This window comes from Maribacter sp. C-4077 (assembly GCF_055378385.1).
Genome location: NZ_AP038807.1, coordinates 2026673 through 2047285 on the forward strand (window position 1 = coordinate 2026673; position 20613 = coordinate 2047285).

The window sequence follows — 20613 nt, forward strand, 5'->3', positions numbered from 1 at the left end:
TTCCCAATTATGAAAGGTTCACTAGGTTTTTATGTGTCTTTTTTATGGCAATACGGTCTTTGTAATCCAACCATTTTTGTCCCCAATGCTTTCGGGTAAAGTTGTCGAAATTGCGCATGACCAATACATTATAGAGCATGTTAGCGAATCTTTTGGGGTTTCGGGGAAGCGCGCGGAGCGTCATGGAAAAGCCGCCATCCAGATATTTTATGTAGTGCCAATAGCCACTGGGCATAAAAAGGGCATCGCCATGTTCCATGTTGGCGGTAATTCCTTCGGCATATTGTAATGCTGGATATTTTTCAAAATCGGGATTGTCCATATCGATGGATTCCAGGTTATGGATGGAATACGGCACCCGATACAGATACTTTGTCTGCTCTGGAGAGAACAAGGTCACATGCTTATGACCGTCAAAGTGAAAATGCATGCTATCCGGTAAATCGATATCATAATGCATAAAAACCTTGGACTCCCCACCACCAAAGAACAGTGCGGGTAGTTTTTTAAAAAATTTTAGACCTATATCCGGGTACTCAAAATCGTTGGTTAGTTCGGGCATTTTTTTCAGGATTTCATAAAAGAAAATCCGAAGGTCCGTAGGCTTGGTTTTCAGTATTTCAATATAATCCGCCAATTTCATTTCCTCCACGGGCGCGTATACACTTTGTTTGTCCTTGGCCGGTTCGTTGTTGTACAAAGGCACGATTTGGTCGCCCGCCTTTCCTTGAATATAATCCAAGGACCATTTTCTATAGGCGGGCCAATCTTTGGTCAGGCCCTTCAGCAACACAGGTTTCTGGGGCTTGTAATAATTTCGGATAAAATCTTCCTTGGAAATAGTTTCCAAAACTGTAATTGGAGTTGTTTTAAACGTGCCCATTAGACGGTCATTTTTTCGTTGGCCTTTTTCGCAAGTGTATCGGTAATCTTGTTGATCAAATAGGAACCTCCCAAAATCTCGGAGCAGGTAACCACACCACTGATAGTGACACCTAGAATGCCATGCATGTTCAGGCTTTGCCCCGTTAAATACAGGTTTTCGATTTTGGTGCGGGGCGAAATAAAGGATTTTAAAGGGTCGTTAACGTCCTTTACGTAACCGTACATGGATCCTTGATGATTCCCTATGTAGTCCCTATACGATAGTGGGGTGGAAGCATATACGGACCGGATACACTCCCTGATATTCGGAAATTTTTTCTCCAGTTCCTTCAGAAACACGGCTGTTTTGTGCTTTTTAAATTCCTCATAACTTTTTCCGCGGTCACGTGTATGGGCTACCGTATTAAAGGTGTTTTCCCATTCTTTTACCTCCTCATATCGCATGTAGGTAATGGCCGTAAGTTGCTCTGCCCATGCATCCTGATTTTTACGTACCCCCATGGAGACCATATAGGTTTCCGGCCAGGTTTCCTGGGTATACTTGTGGGCGTCCCAGACCTTTCTATAATCCTTAAAATGGTAATAGTTTTTGTTGAGGTATTTAAAAGTTTTCGGTTTCAATACAATATGAATGCTAAAGGCAGATATTATACTCTCCATATTCTGGATGCGGTGATTATAGGATTTTCTAAAGTGCTCCTCCCCGATCATCCGTAGGGTATGCTTTGGTTCTATGTTGGAAATGAAGATATTGCCGTACACTTTTTTGCCGTTCTTTAGGGTAACCGATTCCAATTTCTTGCCTGTACAGGTTATATCCGTTACCTCACTGTGCTTGTAGGCCTCCCCGCCGTTTTCCTTAAGCCTTCTGATCAATAATTTGGTAATCTGGCTACCCCCATCGGCACATCTGTAGGCACTTTCAATATAGGAATTGATGGATAGGGCGTGTACATACAATGGAGTTTTATCAGGGTCGCCGGCGTACAACAAATTGGAACCTGCCAAAACCGCACGCAGCTTTTCGTTTTGGGTAATACTGGCAATGTATTCCTTCGCGGTTTGTTGAAAAAGCTCCGGGTCGTTTCCATAGGGCTTTCCTTCCTCCAAATTGTAAAGCGGAAACTTGTGGCATATTTCCCTAAGTTTTTTGTAATAGATCTCAATAGCCTTTCTTTCCTGCGGAAATTGTTTTGCCAGTTGGTCTATGAAGTTTTCATAGCCTTGGGCATGCGGGTAGGCAATTTCATCGTTGTCAAATGTGATGATGTCAAACCCGTCCCTGTTCATTTTTCTCAGATGCAGACCATCCAGAATACCCAAATAGTCGAAGTAGCGATGTAGGTTTTGTCCGGGTGCCAGCCCACCTATATAGTGAACGCCTGTATCAAAAATGGTCCGGTCCCTTACAAAGGTCTGCAGATTGCCCCCAAATTGGTTGTTCTTTTCCAGCACACAAACAGTAAGTCCCTCACGGGCCATGATATTGGCGGCCACGAGTCCGCCCATACCACTACCTATGATGACGACATCGTACTGTTTATTCAATGTGATAGGTTTTTGTTGAGTACAATAAAATTATCATTTTGCGCTTTAACCAGAAAATCTAAGGGTAAAACTTCGGCATACTTCAACTGTTTGCCCTGTTTCAATAGAAATATGGTCTCAAATTTCGCAAATAAAGATTCTGAAAAGGAGCATGTATCCAAATTGAATAGTAGAATTTCCGCCTCGTTTGCCAATGCATCCTTTGGAGTATCGTACAGGTTTATTTTACTATAATTATTGTAGAGAAAATTCTGTTTCAAGGCTGTTGAAGCCACCTTGTTTTCTATAAATGAGTGAAGTTTACGTTCTGAAGAATCTATGGATAAGAGTAGGTCCAACTGTCCATCGTCCTTGGAAAGATGTACGATACTTCCTTTGGATGGAATTGACCTTAGCAAATCATAATAGAATACATCATTTTGTTGCAAATCAATTTTTACCCGATTAAATAGCGTCTTCCCTTTAAAGCGAAAATGCTCCAACAGGGTTTTTCTCCAATAATCCTTGGTTTCTACATGCGTACGCATGTTTTGAAATTCGTTCCTAAAATAAGCGCCTATCTTTTTTGCCTGTTCGGTATAATTCTCTCCGTATTTTTTGTCCCCATGTACAATTCGTGGTAGGATTTTCACCGTGATACTGCCGTCCCTAATCACAAAACTGCCTTTTGGAAGTACTTCGGAATTCCCATGGATCAAAATGGGGATGATGTCCAATCCGAATTTTTCGGCCAAATAAAATGCTCCTTTATGAAACCTGTTTATTTTGTTGGATGTGGAACGTGTACCCTCCGGGAAAGCGATGATGGAAAATCCTTGTTGGAGTTTTTCGGCCACATATTCCTCCCCGTTTTCCACACCGCCAGAGACTGGATAGGCTCCTGCCAACTTTGCTGCCTTTCCAAAAATAGGCGAGTTGTAGACCCAATCGTTTACTAGGAAGATAATCTTGGGATGCAGCATCCCAATACATAAAATATCCAAAAATGAGGTATGGTTGGCGATGAGCATTGCTGGTTTTTCAAAAGTTTCCTTAGTAGGATTCAACACCTGCTTTTTGACAAAAGGGTTGGTGTATAAGACCGATTTCATCAACTTGGAAACCGACTTATGAAAACCGAGGTTCTCTTTTTTAGGTTGGGTTGGGTTCAACAAAGTCACTACCCATGCATATAGGGAAAATAGGAGTCCGCCCAGGCCAAAATAGGCAAAGGAAAGAACGGAATGCACAAAATAGCGCAGTGAAATGGGCCGCTTGTTTTTAGTGCCGATAAACAGCAGGAACAATAGCGGTTGAATGGTGAACGCCACAAAAGCCGCTGAAAAAATCCCGATCAAGGATACCCTGGATATAGAAAACAGCGCGGGATGTTTGGCAAAAACCATTACTCCTACACTGGCAATGGTCGTTATGACCGAAAGTATGATCGAAGTTTTATGCGTCGGGAGGGTTTTAATGCCCGTTCGGTGCTTCATGAGCAACCCGTTGGTAATGAAGATACTATAATCCACTCCCAGCCCAAAGATAAAGCTGCAGATGATGATATTGAAAATATTGAATTCGATATCCAAAATCCCCATGATCCCCACGGTCAATAACCATGTTAAAAAAATGGGTATACCAGTGACCAGGGTAAGCGAAAGGCTTCTGTAAAATAGGGCCAGAATAATGACAACCGCGAGTAGGGACAGCCAGAGCAGACGATTAAAGTCTTCCTTTAAAGTTCCCAGGAAGGATTCGTTGACCTCTTTTCGGTTGATCAAAAGCGTATTTTCATGATTGGCAAAGTAGATTTTGATGCCAGGGTATTGATCTTCGTTCAATTTGAGGAGCGAAGTGGCCGTTGTTCCTGTGCTGTCGGTTACAAGATAGTCATCGACACTGAGTGCCGGAAATTCCTTGAATGAGGATACGGACATGGGTTTGAAATCACCCTGGAGCCAATCGTAAAAATGTTGAAAGGTACCCTCCTTAAAGCCCAAAGCATCGGCGCTATTATTTAATTGTTTCTTTAGGGAATCGTTTCTGGGTCGCGACCAGAATTCCTGCCATTGCCTTATTTTATCGGTTTGGGTCTTTTCGGATTTAACAAGGCTGGATACAGAGGTGAAATTGACCAGTTTTCCTTCTTTTTTCAGTCTTAGTAGGTCGGTATAAATGACATCGTTCTGCTGTAATACCTTTTCCTGTTCGGTCCCGTAGGTGGATAGGTATACCGATTTTGATTCCAGATCTGTTAATGACTCCAACTTCTTACGTGCCTGGGTCAATACTTCTGATTCATAATTGAGTTTGGCGATATCCTGGTCAAAACCCACGCGGTTGTAGAAAAAAATACTCAGTATACTCCCCAAGAGTACAGTACCAATGGACCATTTATTTTTATGGAATTCAAAAGCTGCCATTCTTTCCAATACGTTGGAATCCTTCGGCCGATGTCCCTCAAAAGCATATACCTGTGGGATGAACAACAACGAAAAAACGGCCGATCCCACCACACTGACCGATGCAAAAACTCCCAAATCCTGTAGCGCTTGGGATTCCAAAAACAACAGACATAGAAAGGCCGAAGCCGTCGTAAGGCTGCTCATTAAAATGGAGGGAGTCACCTCCCGGTACATTGTTTGCAATTCTTCGCCTTTGCGAATGTGGGTCAAAATATGCAGGGCATAGTCCAGGGTAACCCCCAGTAATATCGCCCCGATTCCCAAAGAGACCGCCGAAAGGAACTCCCGTGAAATCGCCAATAGGGCCATCGCCAAAAGCGCCCCAAAAAGTGTTGGGGCAAAAAGTATGAAGGGCAGGGCGAGGCGTCTGTAAAACAAGATCAATAGTACAAGAAGGACGATCATGGCGATACTCACCGTAAATAGGATGTCGTTCTTTACTTGCTGGGCATTGGCCACTGCAACCAAGGCCGCGCCAAAAAACGAAGCTTCCACTTTGCCGCCGTATAATACGTTCAAGCTATTTTGAATGTCATACAGGCCTTCGGCCAAGGGTTGGTTTTCCACCGTGGCACTTGAAGGATTTGTAGGCGTGATGAACAATAGGATATTGGTCTCCTCCTTGTTGAGCAAAAAACCATCGCGGATGATAAAATCCTCGGCAACACCTATTTTTTGAAGTTTTTTGAGTGCAATGAAGGAAAGTCCAAGCGGGTCCTTGAGAATATTCTTTTTGGCAATGATTCCTGATGGGGAGACCAAAGTGCGATAGTTTTGGGCCATTTGTACGTCAATACTATCGTTTGAAAGTTTTTGTTCGATGCTACCATAATCCGGTTCGTCCAAAAAAACGGGAAGATTGTTATACACCAGATCCAACGTGTTCAATACCTGCGCATCAGCGACATTTCCTTGAACGTTCTTGACATAATCTGAATACCCATTTTGAAGGCTGTCCAGGAATTCCGAGGCATACTTGGTAAGTTCTTCTACGGATCCTGCTTCCTTTTTTTCAATATTTACAATGATTTTGTCCGTAAAGGCAATGGACTTCAATACTTTTTGGATGCGCCTAGACTCCGGATTGGAAGGTATGAGGGCCGTGATGTCATCCTTAAAATTGACTCTGGTAGTACAAACTATTAGTCCTGCAATTATAAGTAGTAGCAGAAAAACACTTACTGTCCTGTTTTTTCGTATTCGTTGGTATGCCCTAAAAAAGAAATCACCCATTGTTGACGGCCATTTTCCGCTTTCCAAAAAATGTAAGGGTAAGATAGCCTATTCCACCAAAAAGTACCGCACCTAAAATGGCCAATACCAAACTTCCCAGAAGATAGGCCTTTAGGTGTATCACAAAGTCGAAATTCTCATTGATGGAATCCAATGAAAGTGTAAAGGATTCACCTAAAATCCAGCTACCTGTCTGCAGGCTTGCAAGTATTATGAAGGGTATAAAAGGAGGAAGGCTAACATTGGAAAAAGCGAAGGCAATGGGTTTGTTCAATTTCAATAAGAAGGATAAAAAAAGCACCAAAAGTGTATGCAGGCCCCAAAACGGACTAAGGCCAATAAATACCCCCAAGGCAATCGATCCCGCTTTCTTCGCAGGGGAATCGTTACTTCCCAGCACATCGTTCAAAAGGAATTTCTTGACTCCCTTTTTTTTTATCTTTCTAAAAAAATCCCGCGGTTTTATATAGAATATGGTAACGATTACGAACCATGTATTGAGGATGCTTATCCGTGTAAAATCCGGGACCGTCCTAAAATGGGAGACCCGGTCTACATCGTCATATAAAATTTTGACGGGAACGTTTTTAACCAAGGTGCCTTTCCAAGAGGCTTTTACGATGACCTCGATTTCAAATTCGAACTTGGGTGTATAAAGCGATAATTTTTCGATCTCTTTTAGTGGATAAAGGCGATAGCCGCATTGCGTATCCTGTAACCAGGTTCCGGTCTCGAACCAAAACCAGAAATTGGAAAATTTGTTGCCAAAACTACTTTTTCCTGGTACATCGGCCTGGGTCATATTTCTTGCCCCTATGTAGAGCACGTTTTTGGTGGTCTCGGACTCCAAGGCATCCAGAAACACGGGAATGTCCTCCGCAAAATGCTGCCCATCAGAATCCATAGTTATGGCATATTCGTAGCCCTTTTTCAAAGCCTCTTTAAATCCGGTTTTAAGGGCCTTGCCCTTACCTTGGTTTTTCTCCAACTGAAACACTTCAATTTCATGGAACTCATCCAAGATTTGGGAAGTACTATCAGTAGCGCCATCATTTACAACCAGGATATTGGAGGTGTACCGCAATACATCCTTCAGAACCCGGGCCAACGTTTTCTCATTGTTGTACGTAGGTATCAGCACACAGCAACGCCATTGTTGCATCTTTTCCTGTATGGTCGCTTGGTTTGGCACGGGCTTATAGGTTTTTGGGCCTAAAATCTTCGTAAAGATACACAATCAAATAGGTCTACAGGGCCGACTTCTCCTCATCGGTAAATACCTTTGAACCCTGAATATAGTTACGGATCATTTTTTTCAGGGAACCATCCCTAATTTCTGTAAAGTGGTCTAGGATAAAACCCTTATCGGAATCGATAGCATCGTTATACTTTACAATCTTGGGAGCATTTTCCTGAACGCTCAACCGGATGAAACGAAGTTCAATGTTCCCAGGTTCTGAAGCGATGGCGGCCTCCAAGATGCTTACACCTTCCTTAAAAAACCCTTTTTTATCCTTGACGGCTTTGGCACGATTGGCCTTTAAAGTCAAAACGGCTCCTTTATATCCATAAAGTTCTATGTCATCATCTTGGGAAATGCCAGATAGTTTTTCAGCGAGGGTGTTCGTTATGGAGGCATCGTCCTTGGCCTTTGGATACAAGCTGCGTACCTCATCCAAGGATGTGGAGTAGGCTATAAAACTCAGAAAACCAAGCAACAACATCTTCATTAGGCCCTAATTTTAAAACTTGCGTTCAATTTTAGTGCCAGGGTGTCCTCAAAGCTGACCGTATTTTTGATCTTGACCTCGTCATCTGACTGGGAAAGTTCAATTTTAAATTGGACGGTGTCATTCTTTTCTGGATTGATAACGGTCATGAACTTGACATTGGAAGCAACGGACAGTAATAATTTTTTTTCAAGGGATTTCTCCGTGAGCTCCTTTATTATCTGTATCACACAGACCCCGGGCAATACCGGATGGCCGGGAAAATGGCCTTCAAAGATTTCATGTTCCTTGTTAAGTTTAACCGTGGCCTTCACATACGGTTCCGTGTAATTAAATTCCTGAATCTCGTACAATCCTTCTAACAGCATTTACTTGGTTTTAAATTTATAAGAGGCGCCAATTTGAAGAACACCGTTCAAGTTGCTTCCTGCTTCCTCGTAAAGGTCATCTGCGCCAAAAAAGTCCACACTTACGGTTCCTTGTTTATACCGCGCCTCCAATGTAAGTCCAAAATTGAATTCATATCCCATACCGCCAAAGACCACAACATCAAAAGGTGATATTTCTCCATCGGCCTCTCCATTGAACAAGTTCACAAAATTATTTTTTAAGTTGACGTCCAATCCCAGGCCAAGATTAAAATGAAACCCTTTGTTCTGGCCCACATAGAATTTATTAGCTCCCATAATGGACAAATAATGGATCCGAACATCGCCATAATCCGCGCTCAACGATTTTCCTCCCTGGGAGGAGTAAAAAACTTCCGGTTGAATGGTATACAACTTCGTAATGGGAATGTCCAGAAATCCACCAATATATAATCCCGATTTTGGTTCCAGCCTTGTTTTGCTAATGGTGCTTTCGTTGTAGCCCATTTTGATGCCGGGAGCTACCTGAGCTCCTAAAAAATAGGGAAAGGTACATGCAAACAAAAACAGGAATGTTATGGACTTCTTCATTTGATTGCTTGTAAATATATGGTAAGTTTCATTGTTTTGTGCGAAATTACAATTTGTCTTGCCACACGGTCATCGATCTCTGAGAATGTGATGACCACTTTTTCCTTTTCGTTTCCCACCCGTGTAATGTTGGTAAGGATATCGTTATTGAACGTGTAGAAATGTGTTTTGGAACCTATTTTGGTCTTTGTCAGTTCGCTGTCGTTCTTCGTGTAGGTATTCAATGGTACAATTTCTTCCTGGATCAAGCTTCTAAAATCCTGTTCCAGGATACTTAAAAGGATTTTACGGTCCATTTCCTTTAGGATGCGGTTCACTTTAAAGTCGGTCCCGCTAAGGGTAAAATCAAAAATCGTGTTCCCAAGTTCCGTAGTAAAGGCAATTCTATGGGTTTGATCTGCCAACTTTTTTAGGACCAAGATCCCTCCGAAGTTATTCTCGAAAACAATGATGTTCGCCTTGTAGACGTAATCCTTTTGTACATTCGAGAAATAGGGGTTCATTATTTCCAGGGTGTCAAGTGCAGTGGGTTGGTAGCCCATTTTTTTTGGGTACGAGGCACAGCTGAATAGGAGCAGGAAAAGGCTAAAGGTCAAAAACCGCATCGGGTAGGGTTTTGTTTTCTATCCGATTGGAAAAAACAATTCTGGTGTAATCGCCGCTGGGTTCGATCATTTTCACTTCTTCCACGGTCCCTCTTTGCGAAAATGTGATGTGGAAGGCTTGGATGAACTCTGAAAACTGAGGGTCCCTGGGTAAAAAATGCACCAAACTTGTCTGGTTCTCCTTGAAGTAGGCAATTTCAAAATCATCGGCATTGAACATATTCCCGTTAATACTGGCGCTTATCAAATGGTTGAGCTGTTTGAAAAGTTCGTTGGAACCAAGATCCAGCTTACTTTTGTTACCGTTGTCATTGATAAGCAGTTTTTGGTCCTTAAAAACTACCTTGTAAGAGAAAGGCTTTACGTATTGCCAACTCACATTGTCCGGGCTTTTGTAAGCCAATTTCCCGGTCGATTCGATGTCGCTTGACAAAAAGTCCAAATGCTTGTACTGTACAAAATCACTGGTGATGGTCTGGGTCTCTTCTGCCTTTTGTTTCACCAATTGCTGTAAGGATTTTGCCGCTTCAGCGGACATTCTGGTCTGTGCGAAACCAATGTAAGAGAATAGTAAGAGGATTGCCAGGATTCTATTCATACGCCCGTATTTGGAACAGTTGATCTACCGTGATCGATAGCAACTTTCTTTCCTCCAAAAATACCAATAATCGTTCCAAAACGGCGATCGATTTTGCACTGGTATCATGAAGTAGGATGATGGCCCCGTTTTGGGTACGGCTGGTTATCCGTTTTAAAACCTGGTCCTCATTTCTAAAGGTTGTATCCAAGGAACGCACGTTCCATCCTATGGTCTTTAACCCCAATTTTTTTACCGCCCTGGCTATACTTGGATTGGTGACACCAAAAGCGGGCCGGTACAAGGCCATTTTTAACCCTGAGATACCTTCAACAAGTTTGTTGGTTAGGGTAAGTTCTTCCATAACCTTTTCAGTTCCAAAAAAACCAAAAGTGTTGGCATGTGAAAAGGTATGGTTTCCAACGGAATGTCCCCGCCGTATAATCTCCTTAAATAGCTCCGGATGTTTTTCAATATTTTTCCCGATGCAGAAAAAGGTCGCCTTGGCATTGTACTTTTCTAGGAGGGAAAGCGCCTTTGGCGTGTATTCCGGATGCGGCCCGTCATCAAAGGTTATGGCGACCTGGGGTTTATTGATTTCGTTATTTGAATTCAAGGAAGTCATGTGGTAGTTCCACCGGATAAAAAAAGAACCACCCAGTGTCAAAAGGAACCAACTTGCCATCAATAGGGCGAAAGCGGGCCACGGAATCGGTTTGAAAATGGAAATGACCAGAGAGAAAACCAGGCCCAACAGGAAAATGGTATTTACTGTTTTCCGAGTTAGCATTTTTCCAGGACTACCAGACTGTGGTTTTTACCCCGATATTGGTTATATAATAAAAGCCTTTTTGGTTGGCTTACTTTTATATCGTTCCAGCGGATGACCTCTGGAACCTTACCGGTTTTGAAGATTTTATTGGCCATCCAAAAACCGAAACCGGAAGCCGTGTCATATTCTCCGGAAAGATGTTTATACACAAATTGTGGAATAGTTTGAAATATCCCATTTGCAAGGTCTTGGTAAATCGTATCGAAATCTATATCCCCATTGTTACCTAAAATGACACCGTCCAAATCTTCGAGTGTCAATCCATTCGTATGCAAAAAACCCAGTATTGTATCGGAGACCTCCTCCTTCTTTAGGGTATTGTAAATTCCCATGGCAATGAGCCTTGAATAGGTTGTATCCTGTTTTTGATTGGACAGTACAAAAAAGTGGGATCCCTCCCCAAAAACAATGCCCTTGGTGCCGGAGCGAAGTACCTGTTCCCTGGAAACGGGTTCTTTTTTTATATGATCGATGAATTGATGGGTGGTTACATGGTGTTCTACCAATTCGTCCACGGCACCTACCAATATGTTTTCAGCTTCATTGTTCTCTAATTGTAGCTTGGCGTCCCATAGGCTGGACTCGAACGATATGTTGGAATGCACGTAGGTAAAATTGTATCCCTTGCACCCCATATCCAATGCAATGGAGCCCGCTACGGTGTTGTGGGAAGATTGAATGAACCGGGTAGGGGTAAGGTATTGTTCATCGTTATCCAATAAGTCCCGCACAAATTTTTCGGATTCGCCCAAGCAGCCTAGACCCGTACCTACGATGATGGCGTCCACATTGTCCAGACCCGCTTCCTTTAGGGCATTTTGGGAGCTTACGGTGCTCATTTTTAAGCCTTTTGCCATTCTTCTAGCCGCAGCTGGAGGTATGTAGTCCCTATAATTGGGGTCGACCGCTTTAACCGAAGTGCCCTCATAATCAACGACCTCATCCAAAAACCCCGAATCATCAAAAGTTTTTTGGACGGAAACAGATCCGATACTGTTTATATACACCTCCAATTTCATGCGTTTAAAATTAGTTTATTGGCTTGACTTTTAAACATTTTCTTTCGCCTGGGTATTTCACTTACCATACCAATGCCCTCGATGAGGGTTTCATGCCTCTTTGGTAAAAATAAGGGTAGAACAGTTACCGCCAAAACCAAAGGAATTGGAGAGTACCGTTTTTATCTCCTTGTACTTTAATTGGGTCTCTGGAACCAAATTAAATTCGGTCATGGGCGTCTTAAAGTTGAGGTTGGGATAGATGACGTTGTTTTGGATGGACAAAACGGAATAAACGGCCTCTACACCCGCCGCTACTGCCAAGGTATGCCCCGTAAAGGGTTTGGTGGAACTGAATTCCGGAACGTTCTCCTTAAACACACGAAGTAAGGCCCTCCCTTCGGAAAGGTCGTTGTTGGGCGTTGCCGTACCGTGGGCATTGATATAATCCACCTCGCTTGGAGTAATACCTGCTACTTTTAGGGCCTTCTCCATTGCCATGACGGCTCCGTCGCCATTTTCCGAGGAAGCGGTTTGGTGATAGGCGTCGTTGGCATTGCCATAGCCTTTTACATAGGCCAAGACCTTTTTGTTTTCCTTTGAAACGATTGCATCGGATTCCAAAATCAAAAATGCCGCCGCTTCGCCCAGATTCAACCCTTTTCTGTGTTCATCAAAGGGAGTGTTATACGTATCGGATAAGATCATCAAGGTCTTAAAACCGTTGATGGTAAACTTTGAAAGACTGTCCGACCCTCCCACGATTACCCGATCCAGTTCACCACTTTTTATCATTCTGGCCCCCAACATGATTGCATTGGCGGCGGAGGAACAGGCCGTACTAATGGTGGTTACAAAGCTTTTGGTCAGACCTATGGCATCCGCAATTTTTTGTGTGGAGTCACCGGCATGTAAGCTGTTTATATGATTCCAATGGAGGTCCCTTTCATAAAAGTCATAGAAATATTGCTCGGATTTGTCCATGCCCCCTACCGTAGTGCCGGATATAAGTCCGGTTCTGTACTCAGATATATCTTGAATTTCTGCCTGTGCCAGTGCTTCCTTTGCGGCCATGATCCCCAATAATGGGGTCCTCGAATGGGAATCTGCGGGCAGGCCCAGTAATTTTTCCAATTCCCCATTGGTCAACAGAACTTCCCCCACCATGATTTCATGTTCATGGACCGTTTTTATACGGCTAATTTTGGAAATGCCCGTTGTGCCAGAAATCAAGGAAGCGAAGTTATCCGCAACATTGTTACCAATAGCGGAAATTAGGCCCATTCCAGTAATCGCAACTCCTTGATTCATTGAAAATATTTAGACAAATAGCAGATTACACCTTGTATGTAAATCTGTGATAGGGTACCAAGTTAGGCTTTGTTCGCACTGATGAAAGCGGCCATGGTATCTATGGACTCGAAGATTTTTCGGCCTTCCTTTGGATCTGCCAGTTTAATGCCATAATCCTTGTCCAGCATTACGATGAGTTCCAACGCGTCAATGGAGTCAAGTCCCAAACCGTCTCCAAACAATGGATCGTTGTCCGCAATTTCAGCTGCGGTAACATCTTCCAGGTTCAGCTGCTCTATAATTTTTTCCTTTAATTCTTGTTTCAAATCACTGCTCATGGGTCGTCTTATATAATCGGTTTATTTCAGCATCGGAATGGACAAAAGTACCTTTCTTCGCTACAACATACAAAAATGCATCATATTTTTCATTATCCACATCTACCCACCCACATAATACCTTTTCGGCCTTGTTTTCATCCATCAATTCCGCAGAATAGGAACTCAGGGTTTCAGGACTGAATTCGTCCATGACAAAGAAACAGTTCTCCGAATGAATTTTGTGCTTGATACTGATTTCGCCCATACAGATATTGGCCAAGGTATATACGAAAACGGCGGGGCTGGGATAGTACTGGGTGGCATCCTTTATGGAGTCTTGGTACCCACGGTCCGTATCCAAACTGGAAGCCCTATTGGAGAATACCATGGCGATATTTTTTTCCGATTCTTCCCTCAATAACACATTCGCGGCCAAAAGTCCCAGTTTACTCAGGTTGTCCATTTTAAAGAACTTGGGATAATCCACGATCAACTGTTTGTAGGCCAATTTCATGACCGATTTAAAATCGGTTTCCAAGGTTTTGAATACGGGCGTACCGTTAACGGAAACGATGCCATTGTTTACGTGGCTAAAGGATTCTATGTAATACCGGTTCTCCAATAAAATTATTTCTTTTTGCAGACGAATAACGTGTGGAATTCGCCCAAACTTATATCATTCTTCAATTCCAAACCGGCGGCTTCGGCAAGTTCCATAAGTTCCGTGGCCTTGTACATTTTGCTGTTTCCGTTGGCCAAAGCGGTAAAGTAGAGGGACGTGGCTTCCAAGGTGAATTTGGCGTTCTCGAATTTTTGTCGGTCCGTATAGGTCTCAATAATGATCAATTCCGTTTGGGATTCCATGGCATTCGCCGCTGTTTTCAAAATTTTTAGGATTTCCTCTTTTGAGAAGCAATCCAAGAATTGGCTCATCCAAATGGTATCCGCACCCATGGGAATTTGAGGATTTTCTGAAAGCCAATCGATTTCACTTCCTTGGACCCTATCCCCAAAACCTTGATCCGCGGTATTCTTCAAGGCTACCTTTAATTGTCCAGGTAAATCGAAAATATGCACGTTTACCTCTTCATTGTAAGCACAACATTGGATGGCAAATTTTCCGGTGTTTCCGCCAATATCGAACAACAGTTTTGGTTGGTGCCTAAAGACGATTTTTAGCGCTTCCTCAAAAATACCATCGGAATAGAAGTGATCAAAAGCGAACCATGACTTCTGAATTTCAGGTTTCAATTGGGAAAGTCCCTCGTAAATGGTGGGCCAATTTCCCAATTCCTTGAGTCCGGCAGGTTTGCCTTCCCGAATGGCTTCCTCTAAGTGGAAAAGTCCCTTGTAACAAACATCTTGAGTGAAATTCATGTTCACCTGGGTCATAGGGTTGTAATTTAAGAAATAACCAATTTTGGTGAGCTCATACCTTCCGCGTTCGTCCATGGAGACAATGTTGGCACTTTCGGCCATTTCCAAGAGTACGCTCAGGCCATACTCGCTAATGGAGAGTTCCTCGCAAATTTCGGTAAGGGTGACCCCGCCTTTGGCTACGTTTTGAAATATAAAGTCAAAAACCCCTAAATTTTTCAAGGAAACCGTGGTCTGGAAAACGAAAGGGGCAAAAGCTATTTTCTGTGCCTCCTGCAGTGCATCAATGGCCTTAATATATTTTTTTGGCATTTCTTAAAATCAAGGATTGAAAAAGGCGAATTTAATACCCCACACGATAATAACAAAGTTTATACCTTTTTAAAGATAACCGCGGTGTTTGAACCGCCAAACCCCGAGGCGGTTTTCAGGAATACGTTTAGTTCCTTTTTGGTTGTTTCTTTGATAATGTTCATGGGCCTTGAGACACCCAGTTCCTCAAAACCAAGGGAGGCGAACAAGGTGTTTCTATGTAGGGAATGCATGCCGATGATGGATTCCAGTAGGCCCGATGCGCCCAAGGTGTGCCCAAAGTAGCTTTTTAGACTGTTTACGGGTGTTTTGGATAGGCCGGCACGTTCAAAGGCGATCGACTCCATTTCGTCATTGAACATCGTGGCCGTACCATGCCCGGAAATATAATCGATATCATTTTTTTCCATGCCCGATTGTAATACGGCATTTTCAATGCACCTGTAAAGCCCTTCACCGGTACGGGAAGGACCCGAGATGTGGTTGGCATCGTTACAGGATGCCTCCCCCATGATTTGAACAGATTCCGGCGCAAGTTCCTTCGGGTTTTTGGTCACCAAAACACTTGCCGCCACCTCTCCGATATTGATGCCGGTCCGGGAATTGCAGTACGGTCTACAGGGTTCCAAGCTTAAGGCTTGAAAAGCATTGAACCCAGAAAGTATGAACTGGGTTACCAAATCTCCAGCCACCACAAGAATGCGGTCGTACCTACCTTGTTTAATCAGCCTTTTGGCTACGGCAATTGACAGAACCCCGGAAACACAGGCATTGGAAACAATGATGGCCTTGTTTTTAAATCCGAAGAATTTCTGAACCTGTTCGCCCAATTCGGCAAGATAGGCCCTGGATTCCGCAAAATTACTGTCCTCCTCCAGAACGTCTATGTTTCCTTTGGTGGTGGAAATAAGTAGTCCCGTTCTTTCGTCCAATCCTATTTTTGATTTTTCTAGCGTGTCCGCAAGGGAAACCAACATCATTTTCTCCAAACGGGTGTGTTCCGTGTTGGGATTGAGGTTTTCATATCGTTTTTGAAGCTCCTTTGGGGCTATCCGTGAGGAACAAAAGGGCACATGCAATACCTTGTTGTCCTCATAGACCGATAACCCGCAGTTTCCTTTTTCGATACTATCGATAACCGTGGTACTATCAAAACCTAAGGAAGAAACGATGTTGTTATGTGATAGGTAAACGTTATCCATCCAATAAACCTACTTTTTTCTTCCACTCCTTAAAAAAATCGGGAATGACCAAGGAAAGTTCCCCTTGGAGTTCCACAAAAACCTGTACGGTTTCCCCGGTGCATACCACTTTTCCTTCGGGATTCATGATTTCGTACCTGAATATCATCTTGGCAGCGGCAGAATCCACGTAGGTCGTCCTAATTTCGGCAACATCGCCATAGCGAAGGGGAAGTTTGTGTTCACAGGTCGATTTAACAATAGGGGATGAAAAATTATGCTTTTGCTGATCCAAATAGGAAATACCGTGATGCCTCCCAAAAGCTTCACGCCCATCCTCAAAATATTGAATGTAGTTTCCGTGCCAAACAATACCCAATGGGTCGGTTTCGGTAAAACGCACACGTACCTTGCTGGTAAAACTGATTTCCTTGGAACTGTTAGACGGCATTTTTTCTTTCGTTATAAATTATGGCCACAACCGTTGTTGCAATGAAAAATAGGAAAAGGGCGATTATTTCCAGAAGGATTTCCCCAAACCCAACATTTCTCAAAAATACATCATAAAAGGCATTCAGTCCCCAGTTCATTGGGGACAGTTTTGAGAGCAGCTGCATGAAATGGGGCATGGCAAAAACGGGCACCCAAACCCCGCCAATGGCCGCGAGAATCACCACAAAGGTTGCCCCAAAGGGAGCCGATTGCTCCTGGGACCTGGCAACGGTTCCCAACAGCAGTCCCAAACCAATGGCCGCCAGCCCTGCAAAAAACGCAACGATCATCAACAGCGGAATTCTTCCCGCGACTTCCAGTTTTGGAAGTCCTATTACGGGAAATAGGTATACCCCCAACAATAACATCAATATAAATTGGAGGAGGGAAACGACCACAAAGACAAGGGCCTTGCCGCCCAACACCGTGGCATAAGGAACGGGCTGGGTTTTAAGCCTAATAAAAGTCCCTTGATTTTTTTCGTGTACAATATTGATGGATAAGGGCAAAATGATAAAGAAGATGGCGAACAGGGTCCAGGCCGGAATATTGTGCTGTGTGGAATTGGGAATTCCCTCTTTTTTGTTAGTATTCGGAACGATCTCCGTGAAGGAAATAAAACTTTCCGTATCAAAAATGGGACTGTCCTCTTCTTCGCCTAACTCCTCTTGGAAGGCCTTGTAAATGGATTTGCTCTCTATTTGGGAAATCATTTTATCAATGTTGTTCCGCACCGAGCTTTTAAACGATTGTTGGGTGGCGGGATCAAAGTAGAGCCTAATTTCCTTTTTTTCGATTTTTAGTTCTTGACCATCCTGTGTTTCTTCAACCCCAAATTGGGCCAATATTCCAGATACGTTTTGGTCTATTTTCAGATGTAAATCCCGCGTCAGGTGTTTGGGTAGGATAATGGCCAATTGATATTCTCCTTTTTGTACCAGGTTCTGAGCTTGTTCCTCACTTTCTTCCCTAACGATTTCAAAAATACGGGACTCCATTAGGTTGTTTCCAACCTGGTCCGAGACTTCGCCTTTGTCCAAATCTACCAGAAGAATAGGTATCTTGTTTTCCTGAATGGTCTTAAAGGTATTGTCCTGTATCAGCGTGATGGTAACGACCAAAAGCAATGGCATCAGGAACAAAACGGCCAGGCCGCCCATATCCCTGGTGAGCAACCAAAACTCCTTTTTTGCCGATACCCAGAGTTTATGCATAATCGCGAAGGGCTTTACCAGTTTGGGCCAAGAAAACCTCTTCCAGGTGTTCCGCACCTTGTTCGTTTTGGATCAATTCCTTGGGCGTACCCAAACATAATAGCTTGCCATGGTCTATGATACCCACTTTGGTACAAAAGGTTTCGGCTTCGTTCAAATGGTGCGATGTATAAATAATGGTCGTTCCACGGGCATTCAGTTCCTTCAAGTATTCGATAATGACCGACTTGGACTGAACGTCCACCCCAACCGTTGGTTCGTCCAAAAACAGTACTTTGGGACGGTGAAGGATACTGGCAATTAGGTTGATCCTTCGTTTCATACCACCTGAAAAACCCTTTATTTTTTTATGGGCGAATTTTTCGAGTCCCAAAATTTCCAAGTGTTCCTGTATGGAAGTTTTGAACGAGGGTCCTTTTAACCCGAACATACTTCCAAAATAATAGAGGTTTTCGTACGCCGTAAGACTGGGGTAGAGGGCATATTCCTGGGGCACGATACCGATCAGTTGTTTCAGTTCCTTTTTGTTTGCGGCATAATCAAGTCCGTCTATCTTGAACGAACCGGAAGTGGGCCTTATCAAACCGCTGAGTATGGAAATAAGGGTGGTCTTACCGGCGCCGTTAGGACCCAGCAGTCCAAATATTTCCCCTGTTTGGATGTTCAGGTCCAACTCCAGAAGGGAGTACTGTTCCGCCTTCTTGTATTTTTTGGAAAGTTGGTCTATTTGAATCATGGGGTAAGGCGGCTTATACGGCTTTCTTCAAGGTTTTGAAAAAATGTTCTTCCCTGTCTGCAAGTGCTTCCAATTGGATGGCCACATCTTCATAGCCGTTACTTTCCGCGTTTCGGTTTTTATAGATCCGTGAGGCGTCCACCGCAAAACCGCGCCAAGCGTCACCTATAGAAGTCATCTCCTTGGAAAGCTCCATGAGTTTGGGATTTTCCAGTAAAACACTGGCCTCTTGTAAGAATGCAGCATAAATGTACCTAAATCCGCCACCGCCCGTACCAATTTCCTCCTGCATACGCACGATTTGGCCCAAATAATGGTTCGCTTTTTTAGGCCCCAGTTTTTTGGGCCATTTACGAATGTTTTTGGCTACCCACCGCATGGCCTTTACGCCCACAATGGGCACGGGGGCCGTCATATCCCGGGCCGTCTGTTTGATGCCCTTTACAATGGCGCTTTTTAGTTCCAGTTTCTCCGGAAAAGAAATAGGGTAGTACATATGTCCTTTGGGCGCAAATGCGCCTTTGGCAAAGCGTACCTTTTCCAGCTCCTTACTCGATAGGCTGGTAACCTCTTCCATTACGGGGTCACTGATCAAATACCGGTCTCCGTGTTTGCCGTACACGACCATATTATGGGCATTGAAATGGAAACGGTACTCATCTGGAAAATACACCAGATTGTACACACCTACCTGAAGACCTACCGGATTGTTCTTTGCCAAATTCTGGTCCAGACGTTCCTGCGCCTTTTTTGGATTATTGAACTTTTCCCGTTTCATTTTTATGCCTGTCCGTTTGGCAAACCTATTGAATATGAACCCTGGCATGGATCGGTAGGTGAACACGGGGGCATAGTTGACCTTTAAAAAAGGGAGGTAACTAAAAAGCAATCCAGAACCTATGCCAAAGACCATTGGCTCGCTTATTTGGAAACCGTTGTGCTTCATGAGGTTTGAAACCACGCCGTTTTCACAATGTGCGGACTGATTGTGGGTAAAGTCTATTTTAAGATTTTCCGTCATCAATGGATTTCAATTGTTCAATACTGATATCGAATACATCGGCATATTTCTGTAACGTCTTTTGGCTTAATTTTTTAAATACCGATGGTTTAAAGTGTCTTTTTACGCGCCATTGCCAAAGGCCCATATAGCTTGCCAGCACGGGAAGATCCATTTTATGGACTTCCATATAATATTCAATGGGACTCGTTTCATGGTTCAGAACCCGACTCTTTGCATGTGCCACACGCTCTTCTATTTCCTTAATGGCGTTGTCCAAGGCAATTTTTTTGGGATCCCAGCCAGTGCTCAGTGAAGTCGTGTATTTGCCATCTTCGTCCACTGCATAGACCATTTCCCTGAAATTGGCAGATGCCAGGTTACTTTCGTCCTGCGGCACATCTTCTTTCTTCATACGTGTACTTCTTGGATCAAACAGTTCAACGTACAATCTACAATTAAATCGTCATTTCTAAAAGTGCTGGAGCTCATCGTGCAAATGCTTACCCCGTTAAGGTCGTACCGTGACAAGAGCTGTGCCTTTGTAACCAGAACCTCATGTACTTTGGGTAGTTCATAAATACGAACTTTTTTTATGGCACTTATATAGCCGATGAGGTCATTGCTCGTACCTTCAAAATCCTTTACGTCGTAAAAACTTTGGCCAACGATCGCGGAACAGGTTTGGGCGGCGTTTTCAATGAGTCCAGCTTCGGTAAAGTATCCGTTTTCCAAAAAAATGCAGTGCGGCTGTATGTTGAATTCCGTAATTACGGAAGTACTGTCCACAAAGGGCATATCGGTTACCAAAAGCATGGGAGGCCTATGGGGCAAGAACTTCCGAATGTCTATTTTTTGCCCGTCCCTTTCCATT

Annotated in this window: 22 protein-coding genes; all 22 read right to left on the bottom strand. The window is 43.4% G+C overall.

The window, feature by feature from the left end:
• Positions 1 to 7: 7 nt before the first annotated feature.
• Positions 8 to 883, bottom strand: a complete 876-nt coding sequence (locus tag ACZ41C_RS08810) for a cupin-like domain-containing protein (protein ID WP_138257958.1) — start codon at positions 881 to 883, stop codon at positions 8 to 10.
• Positions 883 to 2433 carry a phytoene desaturase family protein gene (locus ACZ41C_RS08815; protein ID WP_464565656.1) on the bottom strand — a complete coding sequence of 517 codons (1551 nt, stop codon included), beginning with the start codon at positions 2431 to 2433 and terminating at the stop codon, positions 883 to 885. The genes ACZ41C_RS08810 and ACZ41C_RS08815 overlap by 1 nt, the downstream gene beginning before the upstream one ends.
• Entirely contained in the window at positions 2430 to 6113 is a 3684-nt protein-coding gene (locus ACZ41C_RS08820) for an MMPL family transporter (protein ID WP_464565658.1), read from the bottom strand. The genes ACZ41C_RS08815 and ACZ41C_RS08820 overlap by 4 nt, the downstream gene beginning before the upstream one ends.
• Positions 6106 to 7275, bottom strand: a complete 1170-nt coding sequence (locus tag ACZ41C_RS08825) for a DUF2062 domain-containing protein (protein ID WP_464565737.1) — start codon at positions 7273 to 7275, stop codon at positions 6106 to 6108. Before ACZ41C_RS08825 ends, ACZ41C_RS08820 begins: the two co-directional genes overlap by 8 nt.
• Before the next feature lie 85 nt (positions 7276 to 7360).
• Complete coding sequence (locus ACZ41C_RS08830) at positions 7361 to 7843, bottom strand: hypothetical protein (RefSeq protein WP_464565660.1); 483 nt, start codon at positions 7841 to 7843, stop codon at positions 7361 to 7363.
• A complete protein-coding gene (locus ACZ41C_RS08835) occupies positions 7843 to 8211 on the bottom strand; it encodes an ApeI family dehydratase (RefSeq protein WP_464565662.1) in 369 nt (122 codons plus the stop codon). Before ACZ41C_RS08835 ends, ACZ41C_RS08830 begins: the two co-directional genes overlap by 1 nt.
• Positions 8212 to 8802 carry a porin family protein gene (locus ACZ41C_RS08840; RefSeq protein ID WP_464565664.1) on the bottom strand — a complete coding sequence of 197 codons (591 nt, stop codon included), beginning with the start codon at positions 8800 to 8802 and terminating at the stop codon, positions 8212 to 8214. It abuts the gene before it with no gap.
• Positions 8799 to 9407, bottom strand: a complete 609-nt coding sequence (gene lolB2, locus ACZ41C_RS08845) for a flexirubin biosynthesis protein LolB2 (protein WP_464565669.1) — start codon at positions 9405 to 9407, stop codon at positions 8799 to 8801. The genes ACZ41C_RS08840 and lolB2 overlap by 4 nt, the downstream gene beginning before the upstream one ends.
• On the bottom strand, positions 9388 to 10005 hold the full coding sequence (lolA2, locus tag ACZ41C_RS08850; RefSeq protein WP_464565671.1) for a flexirubin biosynthesis/transport protein LolA2: 618 nt from the start codon (positions 10003 to 10005) through the stop codon (positions 9388 to 9390). Before lolA2 ends, lolB2 begins: the two co-directional genes overlap by 20 nt.
• Entirely contained in the window at positions 9998 to 10774 is a 777-nt protein-coding gene (locus ACZ41C_RS08855; RefSeq protein ID WP_464565673.1) for a polysaccharide deacetylase family protein, read from the bottom strand. The genes lolA2 and ACZ41C_RS08855 overlap by 8 nt, the downstream gene beginning before the upstream one ends.
• Positions 10768 to 11835: a beta-ketoacyl synthase N-terminal-like domain-containing protein gene (locus ACZ41C_RS08860; RefSeq protein WP_464565675.1), complete on the bottom strand. Its 1068-nt coding sequence runs from the start codon at positions 11833 to 11835 to the stop codon at positions 10768 to 10770. The genes ACZ41C_RS08855 and ACZ41C_RS08860 overlap by 7 nt, the downstream gene beginning before the upstream one ends.
• 90 nt (positions 11836 to 11925) lie before the next feature.
• Entirely contained in the window at positions 11926 to 13125 is a 1200-nt protein-coding gene (locus tag ACZ41C_RS08865) for a beta-ketoacyl-[acyl-carrier-protein] synthase family protein (protein ID WP_138257948.1), read from the bottom strand.
• 62 nt (positions 13126 to 13187) lie between these two features.
• Entirely contained in the window at positions 13188 to 13445 is a 258-nt protein-coding gene (locus ACZ41C_RS08870; protein ID WP_138257947.1) for a phosphopantetheine-binding protein, read from the bottom strand.
• The gene (locus tag ACZ41C_RS08875) at positions 13435 to 14049 is read right to left on the bottom strand and encodes a 3-oxoacyl-ACP synthase (RefSeq protein WP_464565678.1); all 615 of its coding nucleotides are present in this window, start codon (positions 14047 to 14049) and stop codon (positions 13435 to 13437) included. The genes ACZ41C_RS08870 and ACZ41C_RS08875 overlap by 11 nt, the downstream gene beginning before the upstream one ends.
• A gap of 5 nt (positions 14050 to 14054) precedes the next feature.
• Positions 14055 to 15116 carry a methyltransferase gene (locus ACZ41C_RS08880; RefSeq protein WP_125221530.1) on the bottom strand — a complete coding sequence of 354 codons (1062 nt, stop codon included), beginning with the start codon at positions 15114 to 15116 and terminating at the stop codon, positions 14055 to 14057.
• 59 nt (positions 15117 to 15175) lie between these two features.
• Positions 15176 to 16318, bottom strand: a complete 1143-nt coding sequence (locus ACZ41C_RS08885; RefSeq protein WP_464565680.1) for a beta-ketoacyl-[acyl-carrier-protein] synthase family protein — start codon at positions 16316 to 16318, stop codon at positions 15176 to 15178.
• A complete protein-coding gene (locus ACZ41C_RS08890) occupies positions 16311 to 16748 on the bottom strand; it encodes an acyl-CoA thioesterase (protein ID WP_154917433.1) in 438 nt (145 codons plus the stop codon). The genes ACZ41C_RS08885 and ACZ41C_RS08890 overlap by 8 nt, the downstream gene beginning before the upstream one ends.
• On the bottom strand, positions 16738 to 18003 hold the full coding sequence (locus ACZ41C_RS08895) for an ABC transporter permease (RefSeq protein WP_464560797.1): 1266 nt from the start codon (positions 18001 to 18003) through the stop codon (positions 16738 to 16740). The genes ACZ41C_RS08890 and ACZ41C_RS08895 overlap by 11 nt, the downstream gene beginning before the upstream one ends.
• Positions 17996 to 18739 (bottom strand): ABC transporter ATP-binding protein, encoded by a 744-nt coding sequence (locus ACZ41C_RS08900; RefSeq protein WP_464560799.1) that lies wholly within the window; start codon positions 18737 to 18739, stop codon positions 17996 to 17998. The genes ACZ41C_RS08895 and ACZ41C_RS08900 overlap by 8 nt, the downstream gene beginning before the upstream one ends.
• 13 nt (positions 18740 to 18752) lie before the next feature.
• Entirely contained in the window at positions 18753 to 19760 is a 1008-nt protein-coding gene (darH, locus tag ACZ41C_RS08905) for a BtrH-related acyltransferase DarH (protein ID WP_464560801.1), read from the bottom strand.
• A complete protein-coding gene (gene DarG / locus ACZ41C_RS08910; protein WP_138257939.1) occupies positions 19744 to 20154 on the bottom strand; it encodes a flexirubin biosynthesis protein DarG in 411 nt (136 codons plus the stop codon). Before DarG ends, darH begins: the two co-directional genes overlap by 17 nt.
• Positions 20151 to 20612, bottom strand: coding sequence for a hotdog family protein (locus tag ACZ41C_RS08915; protein WP_464560803.1), 462 nt, complete (start codon positions 20610 to 20612; stop codon positions 20151 to 20153). The genes DarG and ACZ41C_RS08915 overlap by 4 nt, the downstream gene beginning before the upstream one ends.
• Between the last annotated feature and the right edge of the window lies 1 nt (position 20613).

What these genes read in the sequence shown, in the direction of transcription:
- ACZ41C_RS08810 (WP_138257958.1), bottom strand. Translation starts at nt 883, where the DNA reads ATGGGCACGTTTAAAACAACTCCAATTACAGTTTTGGAAACTATTTCC.
- ACZ41C_RS08820 (WP_464565658.1), bottom strand. Translation starts at nt 6,113, where the DNA reads ATGGGTGATTTCTTTTTTAGGGCATACCAACGAATACGAAAAAACAGG.
- ACZ41C_RS08825 (WP_464565737.1), bottom strand. Translation starts at nt 7,275, where the DNA reads ATGCAACAATGGCGTTGCTGTGTGCTGATACCTACGTACAACAATGAG.
- ACZ41C_RS08830 (WP_464565660.1), bottom strand. Translation starts at nt 7,843, where the DNA reads ATGAAGATGTTGTTGCTTGGTTTTCTGAGTTTTATAGCCTACTCCACA.
- ACZ41C_RS08835 (WP_464565662.1), bottom strand. Translation starts at nt 8,211, where the DNA reads ATGCTGTTAGAAGGATTGTACGAGATTCAGGAATTTAATTACACGGAA.
- ACZ41C_RS08840 (WP_464565664.1), bottom strand. Translation starts at nt 8,802, where the DNA reads ATGAAGAAGTCCATAACATTCCTGTTTTTGTTTGCATGTACCTTTCCC.
- lolB2 (WP_464565669.1), bottom strand. Translation starts at nt 9,407, where the DNA reads ATGCGGTTTTTGACCTTTAGCCTTTTCCTGCTCCTATTCAGCTGTGCC.
- lolA2 (WP_464565671.1), bottom strand. Translation starts at nt 10,005, where the DNA reads ATGAATAGAATCCTGGCAATCCTCTTACTATTCTCTTACATTGGTTTC.
- ACZ41C_RS08855 (WP_464565673.1), bottom strand. Translation starts at nt 10,774, where the DNA reads ATGCTAACTCGGAAAACAGTAAATACCATTTTCCTGTTGGGCCTGGTT.
- ACZ41C_RS08860 (WP_464565675.1), bottom strand. Translation starts at nt 11,835, where the DNA reads ATGAAATTGGAGGTGTATATAAACAGTATCGGATCTGTTTCCGTCCAA.
- ACZ41C_RS08865 (WP_138257948.1), bottom strand. Translation starts at nt 13,125, where the DNA reads ATGAATCAAGGAGTTGCGATTACTGGAATGGGCCTAATTTCCGCTATT.
- ACZ41C_RS08870 (WP_138257947.1), bottom strand. Translation starts at nt 13,445, where the DNA reads ATGAGCAGTGATTTGAAACAAGAATTAAAGGAAAAAATTATAGAGCAG.
- ACZ41C_RS08880 (WP_125221530.1), bottom strand. Translation starts at nt 15,116, where the DNA reads ATGCCAAAAAAATATATTAAGGCCATTGATGCACTGCAGGAGGCACAG.
- ACZ41C_RS08885 (WP_464565680.1), bottom strand. Translation starts at nt 16,318, where the DNA reads ATGGATAACGTTTACCTATCACATAACAACATCGTTTCTTCCTTAGGT.
- ACZ41C_RS08890 (WP_154917433.1), bottom strand. Translation starts at nt 16,748, where the DNA reads ATGCCGTCTAACAGTTCCAAGGAAATCAGTTTTACCAGCAAGGTACGT.
- ACZ41C_RS08895 (WP_464560797.1), bottom strand. Translation starts at nt 18,003, where the DNA reads ATGCATAAACTCTGGGTATCGGCAAAAAAGGAGTTTTGGTTGCTCACC.
- ACZ41C_RS08900 (WP_464560799.1), bottom strand. Translation starts at nt 18,739, where the DNA reads ATGATTCAAATAGACCAACTTTCCAAAAAATACAAGAAGGCGGAACAG.
- darH (WP_464560801.1), bottom strand. Translation starts at nt 19,760, where the DNA reads ATGACGGAAAATCTTAAAATAGACTTTACCCACAATCAGTCCGCACAT.
- DarG (WP_138257939.1), bottom strand. Translation starts at nt 20,154, where the DNA reads ATGAAGAAAGAAGATGTGCCGCAGGACGAAAGTAACCTGGCATCTGCC.
- ACZ41C_RS08915 (WP_464560803.1), bottom strand. Translation starts at nt 20,612, where the DNA reads ATGGAAAGGGACGGGCAAAAAATAGACATTCGGAAGTTCTTGCCCCAT.